Origin of the sequence: Virgibacillus siamensis, from assembly GCF_039522605.1 — a bacterium.
In the GTDB taxonomy this organism is placed as follows: Bacteria; Bacillota; Bacilli; order Bacillales; family Amphibacillaceae; genus Lentibacillus; species Lentibacillus siamensis.
Window position 1 is genome coordinate 38,366 of the sequence record NZ_BAAADS010000017.1, and the last position, 10,328, is coordinate 48,693.

At 32.9% G+C, this 10,328-nt stretch carries 9 protein-coding genes and 1 pseudogene; 9 read left to right on the top strand and 1 reads right to left on the bottom strand.

Annotated features, from left to right (window positions below; all coding sequences use genetic code 11):
• Positions 1–82 precede the first annotated feature (82 nt).
• The 9 genes and pseudogenes from ABD010_RS12355 to ABD010_RS12395 form a co-directional block, all read left to right on the top strand.
• Positions 83–1,144, top strand: a complete 1,062-nt coding sequence (locus ABD010_RS12355; RefSeq protein WP_343813501.1) for a TDP-N-acetylfucosamine:lipid II N-acetylfucosaminyltransferase family protein — start codon at positions 83–85, stop codon at positions 1,142–1,144.
• A 27-nt stretch (positions 1,145–1,171) separates the two neighbouring features.
• A complete protein-coding gene (locus ABD010_RS12360) occupies positions 1,172–2,623 on the top strand; it encodes a lipopolysaccharide biosynthesis protein (protein ID WP_343813504.1) in 1,452 nt (483 codons plus the stop codon).
• A gap of 55 nt (positions 2,624–2,678) precedes the next feature.
• Complete coding sequence (locus ABD010_RS12365; protein ID WP_343813506.1) at positions 2,679–3,536, top strand: sulfotransferase family protein; 858 nt, start codon at positions 2,679–2,681, stop codon at positions 3,534–3,536.
• Between the two features lie 111 nt (positions 3,537–3,647).
• A complete protein-coding gene (locus ABD010_RS12370; protein ID WP_343813508.1) occupies positions 3,648–4,787 on the top strand; it encodes a DegT/DnrJ/EryC1/StrS family aminotransferase in 1,140 nt (379 codons plus the stop codon).
• Between the two features lie 2 nt (positions 4,788–4,789).
• A complete protein-coding gene (gene rfbA / locus ABD010_RS12375; RefSeq protein ID WP_343813510.1) occupies positions 4,790–5,665 on the top strand; it encodes a glucose-1-phosphate thymidylyltransferase RfbA in 876 nt (291 codons plus the stop codon).
• A 6-nt stretch (positions 5,666–5,671) separates the two neighbouring features.
• Positions 5,672–6,682, top strand: coding sequence for a dTDP-glucose 4,6-dehydratase (rfbB, locus tag ABD010_RS12380; protein ID WP_343813512.1), 1,011 nt, complete (start codon positions 5,672–5,674; stop codon positions 6,680–6,682).
• A gap of 28 nt (positions 6,683–6,710) precedes the next feature.
• On the top strand, positions 6,711–7,418 hold the full coding sequence (locus tag ABD010_RS12385; protein ID WP_343813514.1) for a WbqC family protein: 708 nt from the start codon (positions 6,711–6,713) through the stop codon (positions 7,416–7,418).
• A 35-nt stretch (positions 7,419–7,453) separates the two neighbouring features.
• On the top strand, positions 7,454–8,269 hold the full coding sequence (locus tag ABD010_RS12390) for a sulfotransferase family protein (RefSeq protein WP_343813516.1): 816 nt from the start codon (positions 7,454–7,456) through the stop codon (positions 8,267–8,269).
• A gap of 29 nt (positions 8,270–8,298) precedes the next feature.
• Positions 8,299–9,216, top strand: a pseudogene (locus tag ABD010_RS12395) (DegT/DnrJ/EryC1/StrS family aminotransferase); the annotation flags it as partial.
• A 206-nt stretch (positions 9,217–9,422) separates the two neighbouring features.
• Here ABD010_RS12395 and ABD010_RS12400 read toward each other — a convergent pair.
• Positions 9,423–10,253 (bottom strand): M20/M25/M40 family metallo-hydrolase, encoded by an 831-nt coding sequence (locus ABD010_RS12400; RefSeq protein ID WP_343813517.1) that lies wholly within the window; start codon positions 10,251–10,253, stop codon positions 9,423–9,425.
• Between the last annotated feature and the right edge of the window lie 75 nt (positions 10,254–10,328).

The following is a 10,328-nucleotide window of genomic DNA, read 5'->3' on the forward strand; positions in this document are numbered from 1 at the left end:
AATAGTTTAGGGATTCTTGGCTAGTAGATTTTTTATGGTTATGCATTATTAAATATATCACGAACAAAAAGGAAGTTTTAGATTGAAAAATCTCCACATACAAAATATGGATAAATTTATAGAACCTTATATAAATTTTATAAATAAGTATTTTAACCCAGATTCTCATTTGTTTGCCGTAATAACATCCAATAAAGATAAAGTGTTTAAAAGTAGGCATAAAAACATTCATTATATATACAAAAGTTTTTCAAGTTTGTTAGTGCTTATTAATTTTATGTATAAAGCCGAAAGAATTTTTTTGCATGGACTTTTTAACAGTAAAATTATATTTTTGTTATTTCTTCAACCTTGGTTATTAAAAAAATGTTATTGGATAGTTTGGGGAGGGGACCTTTATAAATATAGAGAATCTAAAGTCACTTTTAAACAAAAGGGGGGAGAGTTTGTTAGAAGGTTTGTTATAAAGAATATGAGCGAGTTATTACCTATTGTTGAAGGAGATTTTAAGTTAGCACAGCGGTGGTATAATACAAAGGCAAGATATAGATATAATGCGGTTTATGTTAATAATTTGGAAGTTATAAATTTAGTAGACTTCAACACTTCTAAAGAAAATAATGATGATGAAATTAAACTTTTAATAGGGAATTCGGCAACAGAGTCCAATAATCATGAAGAGATCTTTGATAAACTATCAAAGTTTAAGGAAAAGCATATTAGATTATTTGTTCCACTTTCGTATGGTGATGAAGCATATGCTGATAAAGTTATATCTAAAGGAGAAGAGATTTTTGGAGAAAAGCTTGTTCCATTAACTAAGTTTATGAATAAAACTGATTATATTAAATTTTTAAATACTATGGATGCAGGTATATTTAACAACGACAGACAACAAGCTATGGGAAATATATATTTATTATTGTATCTTGGTAAGAAAATCTTTGTAAAAGAAGGTACTACAATGTGGGAAGAATTAAACAAAAAGTATTATGTATCCTCAGTAAGGCAATTGGATGATATAGACCTTAATTGGTTAAATGAACTAGATGAGAAAAAGCAAAGTCATAATATAGAAAAAGCTTCATCCAGATATAATGTCGAAAAAGCTAAGGCTGCTTGGAAAAAAATATTTGAGGACTAAATTTTAAGTTAAGAATTGGTGTAAAATATGTCAAATAATAATCAACTAAAATCTAAAACTTTACTTGGTCTCTTTTGGAGTTTCACAGAACTGGTTTCTAAACAGGGTATTCAATTACTCGTTCAAATTGTATTGGCAAGATTATTATTACCCGAACATTTTGGTTTAATTGGTATGATAACAATATTCATTGCAATTTCTGCTATATTTGTGCAAAGTGGTTTAGATCAAGCGTTAATTCGTGAAAAGAATCCCGGGACAGAAGATTATTCTACGGTATTTTATTTTAATCTAGTTATTTCAATTGTTGTGTACATTATTATGTACTTATCTGCCCCAATAATTGCTGACTTCTTTAAGGAACCTAAATTAGTGGAAATATTAAGGGTTATTATGGTTGTTGTCATTATCAATGCATTTGCAGTAATACAACGTGTGATTTTAATAAGGAAGGTTGATTTTAAAACACAAACAAAAATAAGCATAATTGCTGGAATCACATCTGGAACTATTGCAGTAATTATGGCATTAATGGGGGCAGGAGTTTGGAGTTTAGTTGCTCAACAGGTAACCATGCAGTCTATGGAAGCAATATTATTAATAGTAAGCAATCGTTGGGTTCCATCATTCACCTTTAACTTTACTCTGTTTAAACAATATTTTAACTTCGGTTATAAGTTATTGTTTTCTGGGTTAATAAGTACTATTCAAAAAAACATATATTTTGTAATAATAGGTAAAATGTATCCTGTTACACAGTTAGGTTATTTTACAAATGCAACCAAACTCAGAGATGTATCAGCACAATCCATATCACAGGCTATTCAGAAAGTTACTTATCCCGTTTTGAGTAGGTTTAAAGATGATAATAAAAGGTTGTCGGTAAATTATATAAGACTAATAAGGTGCACAGCTTTTGTTTATTTTCCAATAATAACAATATTGGCTGCAGTAGCTCCTATTGTAATTCCAATGTTATTGGGAGAACTTTGGGAACCATCTGTACCTTATTTTCAATTATTATGCATAGTTGGGTTATTATACCCAATTCAAGCTCTAAACTTAAATGTATTAAAAGTTAAAGGCAGAACGGATATAGTTTTCATGTTATCTATTATAAAAATAATTGTATTATTTTTGCTGCTAGGTTTAATTATAAAGATTAATGATACCATAATAGGAATAATAATTGCAGCTATATTAATGTCTTTTATTGCAATACTATTACACTGTTACTATGCTAGTAAATATATCGAATACAGAATGTCTAGACAATTATTTCATCTTTCGAAAATTATGGTGTCGAGTTCAATATTATTTATTATCGTGAACTTAACAAGGTTGACTATAGATATAAACAGTATTACGAACCTAATATTACAAGTTGTATTAGGTTTAGGCGCCTATTTATTAATTAGTTTACTAATAAATAAGTGGGAATTAAAAAATACAATTAACTTATTTAGTAAACAAGGATAAGGAAAATTATTAGTTCTGATCCTATTGAAATAACTAGTAAAGGGTATGGTATGGTATGAATTTAGTTAGATATAAAAGTTTTTTAAAAAGAAGAGCAAGATGGTTTAAACCAAGCAGACATCCGAATTTTATGATTATTGGTGAACAGAAATCTGGAACAACAGCCTTACATTATTATCTTAATCAGCATCCCATGATTGTCGGTTCCCAACCAAAAGAAATACGTTATTTTCATAAAAAAATAGATTTTGGATATAATCAAAAATGGTATGAAACACATTTTAAATCATTAAGGAAAAACTTGTTGCATTTTGAAGCAACCCCTGAATATATTTACTATGAAAATGCTGCTAAGGAAATTAAAAATATGTACCCAGATATAAAACTGATCTTGATCCTTAGAAACCCGGTAGAAAGAACTTATTCAGCATGGAATATGTATAAAGATCATTTTTATGATAAAAAGTTTCATTACTTTCATGAAAAAACACCAGATGGAAAAGAGAACCCTCTCTTTACCTATTTTTTTAAAGATAGAACCGAATTTCCATCGTTACGAGAGTGTCTCTCGATAGAGCTAAAACTTATTGAAGAAAATGGCCCCGTAGAACCATCATTATTAAGAAGGGGGCTATATTATGAACAAATAAGATCTTATTTAAAATATTTTAATAAAGATCAGTTAATGATACTTGGATCAAAAGATTTATCACAAAGTACTGATAAAACACTGAATAATATATTAAACTTTTTGGGCTTGTCAGATTATGATTGGTCAAATGTTAATACTGAAAAAAAGCATAACAGAAAGTATGATGAAAAAATTGATAAGGATTTACTGGAATTTCTTGAGGGATTTTTCGATAAACCAAACCAAAAATTGTTTAATTTTATTGAACCGATAAATTGGTGAACATGGAGTTTTTTAACTGAAAGTAATAAGGGGCATTAAAGAATAAATTGTTTAAATGAAGAAAAGCCCCCTGTGATTAATTGAACTAACCTTAATTGTAAGGAGAATAACATGGAACCTATACAAGTAACAAAATCATCTATGCCCGACATTCAAGAATATATGGAAGAAATTAAAGACCTGTGGGACAGCCAATGGTTAACTAATAACGGTGTGAAACATAAAAAGTTAGAAGGCCAATTGTCCAAGTATTTGGATGCTGAAAAAGCCTCCCTTTTTACGAATGGGCATCTTGCATTGGAGTATACCATAGAGGCTTTTAATCTCACAGGTGAGGTGATTACAACGCCATTTACTTTTGCCTCCACTACAAATGCAATTATTAGGAATGGTCTGAAGCCTGTCTTTTGTGATATTAACCCTTATGACTACACAATAAGTACTGATAGTATAGAGAGATTAATTACCGATCAAACGACCGCTATCGTTCCTGTACATGTTTATGGGAACATTTGTGATGTTGATGAAATTGAACGAATTGCCAAGAAATATAATCTTAAAGTTATATATGATGCTGCACATGCATTTGGAGTAACTGTTAATGGTATGGGAGTAGCCAACTGTGGGGATGCTTCTATGTTCAGCTTTCATGCAACGAAAGTTTTTAATACCATTGAAGGTGGAGCAATAATAACTAAGAATGAAGAGTTAGTGAAAAAATTAAACATCTTAAAGAACCATGGTATTACAGGCCCAGAAAGTGTTGAGTATGCCGGTGGAAATGCTAAAATGAATGAGTTTCAGGCTGCTATGGGAATATGTAATTTACGAAATATAGATGGGGATATTCAAAAAAGAAAAGCTGTAGTCGACAGGTATTTCGAAAGATTGGGTAACGTTAACGGAATCAGGTTATGTAAACCCCGATTAGGTGTAGAAAGTAACTATGCTTACTTTCCTGTAGTATTTGATGGATTCCGTTTTTCCCGGGATGAAGTATTTGAGAGGCTGAAGACTAAAAATATATACTCTCGTAAATATTTTTATCCTCTTACTAATAGTTTTGAATACCATGGAGATAAGTATGATATCAATAAGACACCAGTAGCAAAGGATATAGCGGAAAGGGTTCTTACATTACCACTTTATGCCGATTTGGATTTGAAAGATGTTGATAAGATCTGTGACATTATTTTGAATAGTGATAATACAGAGTGTGATGCTATTTTAGCTCTTTCAAGGGAGGAATAGATATGAAAGGAATAATATTAGCAGGTGGTTCAGGCACAAGATTATATCCATTGACTCAAGCCACATCTAAACAGATGCTACCAGTTTATGATAAGCCAATGATTTATTATCCTTTATCTGTCTTAATGCTAGCAGGCATAAGGGAAATTCTCATTATTTCAACTCCAAGAGATATGAGGATGTTTCAAGAATTATTTGGAGATGGTACCCACATAGGGTTAGACATTCAATATAAAATTCAAGAAGAACCCAAAGGATTATCTGATGCATTTATTGTTGGGGAAGAATTTATAAATGGTTCTTCTGTTGCGTTGGTACTTGGAGATAATATTTTCTACGGATCTAATTTTGGTAATGTCATGCAACGCGTATCTAAATTAGAAGAAGGAGGCTTAATACTTGGTTGTTTTGTTAAGGATCCAAGACGTTACGGGGTGGTTGAAATTGATGACCACAGAAATGCGATATCGGTTGAGGAAAAACCGGAACATCCGAAGTCTTCTTACGCAATTCCGGGACTCTATTTTTTTGATGAAAATGTCGTTGATTATGCAAAACAGGTAAAGCCTTCTGATCGTGGAGAATTAGAAATTACATCCATTATTGAGCGTTATATGAACGAAGGTAAACTTAAAGTCCAGATAACTGGACGTGGTTTAGCTTGGCTAGATACAGGAACACATGAGTCATTATTAGAGGCATCTAACTTTGTAGAGGCTGTTCAGAAAAGACAAGGACTCTATATTTCTTGTGTCGAAGAAATTGCTTATAGAAGAGGTTATATTACAGGTGAACAAGTTAAGAAATTAGCAGAACCTTTATTAAAAACGGACTATGGGCAATACTTAATGGAAATTATCAAAACTGAGGAAAGGTAGAATTAGATGAATGTTTTAATTACAGGCGGTGCGGGTTTTATCGGTGGTAATTTTGTTCAATATATGGTTAATAATTATCCTGATTATGATATTTACAATCTAGATTTATTAACGTATGCCGGTGACTTAACAAAGCACAAAGAGATTGAAGATAAAGAGAACTATCATTTTATTAAAGCAGATATTGCTGATCGTGAAAATATACTTACTCTGTTTAAAGAAAAAAAGTTTGACTATGTTGTGCATTTTGCTGCAGAAAGTCATGTAGATCGATCGATTACTGATTCAGAGATATTTATTCGATCAAATGTATTAGGTACGCAAGTGTTATTAGATGCTTCCAAAGAAATTAATGTGAAGAAATTTGTGCATATATCAACAGATGAAGTATATGGAGAGCTTGATTTTGATCCTAGTACGTTTTTTACAGAAGAAACACCATTACAACCAAATAGTCCCTATAGTGCAAGTAAAGCATCATCTGATTTATTAGTACGTGCTTATCACGAGACCTATGGATTGCCTATAAATATTACTAGGTGTTCAAATAATTACGGGCCATATCATTTTCCTGAAAAGTTAATACCTCTCACAATTTCAAGAGTATTGAATGATGAAAAAGTTCCAGTATACGGAGATGGAAAAAATATACGTGATTGGCTGCATGTTGATGATCATTGTTCCGCTATTGATCTTGTTATGCATAAGGGTGTTGATGGTGAAGTTTATAATGTTGGTGGACATAATGAAAAGACGAATCTTGAAGTTGTTCAAACGATTATTAAAACATTGGATAAATCTGAGGACTTAATTGAATTTGTAAAAGATCGTTTGGGACATGACAAACGATATGCTATTAATCCGACTAAGCTAGAAAACTTAGGATGGCAACCTAAATATGATTTCGATACGGGTATAGAGCAAACTATCCAGTGGTATTTGGATAATAAACAATGGTGGGAAAAGATTATTGATGGGGAGTATAGAAAGTATTTTGAAAAGCACTATGAGATTTGATGGATAGAAGTTCTGAGGAGTGAAATGAATGAAGCTAGCAATTATGCAACCTTATCTATTTCCTTATATTGGCTATTTCCAATTGATACATGCAGTTGATAAATTTGTTGTATATGATGATGTTCAATATATTAAAGGGGGATGGATTAATAGAAACAAAATATTAGTTAACCATGAACCCCATGTATTCACATTCAGTGTTAAGAAGGATTCACTTGACACAAATATAAACGAAAGATACTTTTCGCAAAATTTTAATAAGGAAAAGTCAAAGTTTTTAAAAACTGTTAAAGAAAGTTATGGGAAAGCGGATAATTTTGATCAAGTGTATACTATCATTAAGTCAACTCTGGAAGAGGCTAAAGCCACAGATAATATAGCAACAGTGATTACCAGGAGCATAAAGTTGATTTGCGATTACTTGGAGATCAATACTCCAATTGTTTTATCCTCTAACATTGACAAAAGTCATAATCTTAGTAGGGAAGATCGCGTAATCGAAATGAACCGGCTTTTAGAAGCTAATCATTATATCAATGCTATCGGAGGCACGGACCTATATTCAAAAGACTATTTTTCTAATTATGATTTAAAAATTGATTTCTTAAAATCAAATGCTATACATTATGAGCAAACAGAAAATGATTTTGTACCTAATTTATCAATTATTGATGTTTTGATGCATAATTCAAAACATCAAATAAGAAAATTCTTAGATGAGTACACACTAGTATAGGGAATTTTAATCACAATCAAATCGGAGTGGGAAATATGAGTTTTAAACAGATTATATCAATACACGGTGTTCCTAGATCTGGTACTACATGGTTAGGTCAAATATTGGACAGCTCACCTTCAGTAAAGTATAAATTTCAACCACTGTTTTCTTATGCTTTTAAGGATCGCATCAACTTACAAAGTACTAAGCAGGATATCCTGGATTTTTATCATGAACTATATAATAGCTCGGATGAATTTTTAGATCAATCTAAACAAAAAGAAACTGGTATTCACCCAACCTTTACAGAAAAAGCAAATAACCCCGAATGTCTTGTTACAAAAATGGTTAGATACCATTACATAATTCCACATTTATTAGCTGACGTAGACGATATTAAATTTTTGTTTATTGTAAGACATCCATGTGGATCATTAAAGTCATGGAAAAAGGCTCCTAGGGAATTTAATAGCCAGAAATGGGATTTTCAAAGGGAATGGGAGTATGGCCAAAGTAAAAATGGTTTCAGGCCTGAGGAATATTATGGCTATCATAAGTGGAAAGAAGCGACAAAACTATTTTTGACGATGAAACAATTATATGGAGAGCGTGTTATGTTGATAAAATATGAAGATTTAGTGGAAAACCCAATAGAAAAATCCAAAGAAATTTATGATTTTTGTAATCTGGATTTATCTAATCAAACTAAAAATTTTATCGAAAAATCCACTAAAATTACACAAGAAGATGTATATAGTGTATTCAAAGGACAAAAAGATGTAGATGATTGGAAAAATAAATTGGATGGTAATATAGTTAATAAAGTTTATCAGGATTTGAAAAATACAGAATTAGAACAGTTTTTGTAGTTACATCAAATCAGAAGTAAGCCCTGAAGATACACTGTTCATCCTTAACTTTTATAGCAAATACGAACCCAACTTTATATCAAAACGCGAGACCTATATTAATAGATACAAAGATGGATACGTGAAAACTTATGTTCCTATGCGCATTGGAACGTGCTTAAGCGATGCTAAGGCGAATGCCAAGCTTCCAAAAGCGGTGATTGTTGTAAATCTGTACGGGCAGAGTGCCAAGATGGATGAACTGTTGAAATATGTGGTGAATATGGTGTTCCCGTCATAGAGGATGCAGCAGAATCGTTGGGAAGTACCTATAAAGGGAAACCGAGTGGCACATTTGGAAAGTACGGAATCTTTTCCTTCAATGGAAATAAGATCAATACCACTTCAGGTGGCGGTCGCTAGTATCCAATGATGTGGAAGCATTAAAGAAAGCTAGATTTCTGGCAACCCAGGCACGGGATCCAGCCATTCACTATCAGCATAGTGAACTTGGCTATAATTACCGCATGAGTAATATTGTTGCCGGTATTGGCCACAGACAGTTGGAGGTTTTGGATAAACGTGTTGCACAGCGTCGTACAGTTTTTGATAAATACAAAGAAGCATTTGCTGATCAACCTGGTTTTGAATTTATGCCGGAATTGGAAGGTACCAAGTCCAACAGATGGCTGACTGCTTTAACCGTCGATAAGGAACTAGCAGGTGTTTTACGGGCAGAAATAATTGAAGCATTAGGGCAGTAAAATATAGAAGCACGTCCCGTATGGAAACCAATGCATTTGCAGCCACTATTTGAGGGTGCAACATATTATCCCCATGAATAAGGAAATAGCGTTTCGGATTACTTGTTTAGAGATGGATTATGCTTGCCATCTGGATCGAACATGACAGATGAGCAACAGCATATGGTGATTGATGAGATAAGGGGTTTGTTGAGGAAAACCTAAATTTGGGGGCAAATAAAGTGGAAACACATTCAAAGCTGTTTTTGAAGTGGCCTTCTAAAGCGCGTTGCCCCTGAAATATGTTTACCCCACTTCATAACGCAATAGGTTGGTTTTTACCCGTCAGCGTTATGAAGTGGCCAGTAAATGAAACACGCTAGTTCTTATGTTCGTAATTTGATTTTTCCATTTTCTTGACAAAATACCAGTTATCTATTGAGAGTGTTTGACATCCTATTAGATGCTAATACAATACTATCCACCAATAATTTCATTCTCGGAATATAACTATCTATCTCCATATACTCATCTTCAGTATGCCATCCACCTCCAATTGGTCCCGTAGCACAAACTATTGGTACCCCTAAAGAAGCGACGAATCCGGCATCTGCAGCGCCCTTTTCACTTTTCTCATCAACAGTTATGTTGAGATTTAAAGCTGCTTCTTTTACAATTTGAAACAACTCCTCAACACCCTCATGTTTTTCCATTGGAAGAATACCTTCTCCTCCTGTTAAACAGTTCTTTGTTCCTGAAATATAGCTTGTTGATACAATAGAATTTAGCTTTTCTTTTAATATTTTAAAGTCTTCATTTTTAGAATAGCCAACATGAATCGCTCCAATTGCTTCGGCTGCCACAACATTACCATTCGTTCCTCCACTAACTTTACCTATATTCAAAGTGATTCCTTTTTCCTTATTATTTAGTTTCTTCATTTCAATTATTTTATATGCTAATTCATCCACTGCGCTTATCCCTTTTTCAATAGCAACACCAGAATGAGATGCCTTTCCTTGAATTGTAAATTTGAAATGGGACGACCCTCTACGTGAAGTAACAACGGAGCCATCAGGTCGTCCAGATTCTAAATTAAATACAGCTAGTGCATTTTTGGCTCTTTTTTCTATAACTTGTCGTGAAATTGGCGAGCCAATTTCTTCATCAGGAGTAATAAGTAGTTCGATATCACAGGTTTCGATGTTTGTATTTTGCAGGGCTGAAGCAGCATATATCATGCTTACAACACCCGCTTTCATATCGTGTTTTAGCTAAGCGAAAAAGACCGGAAGTTGACGGCTATGTCTGACCAGAAGTAGACTGATAGAGTGACC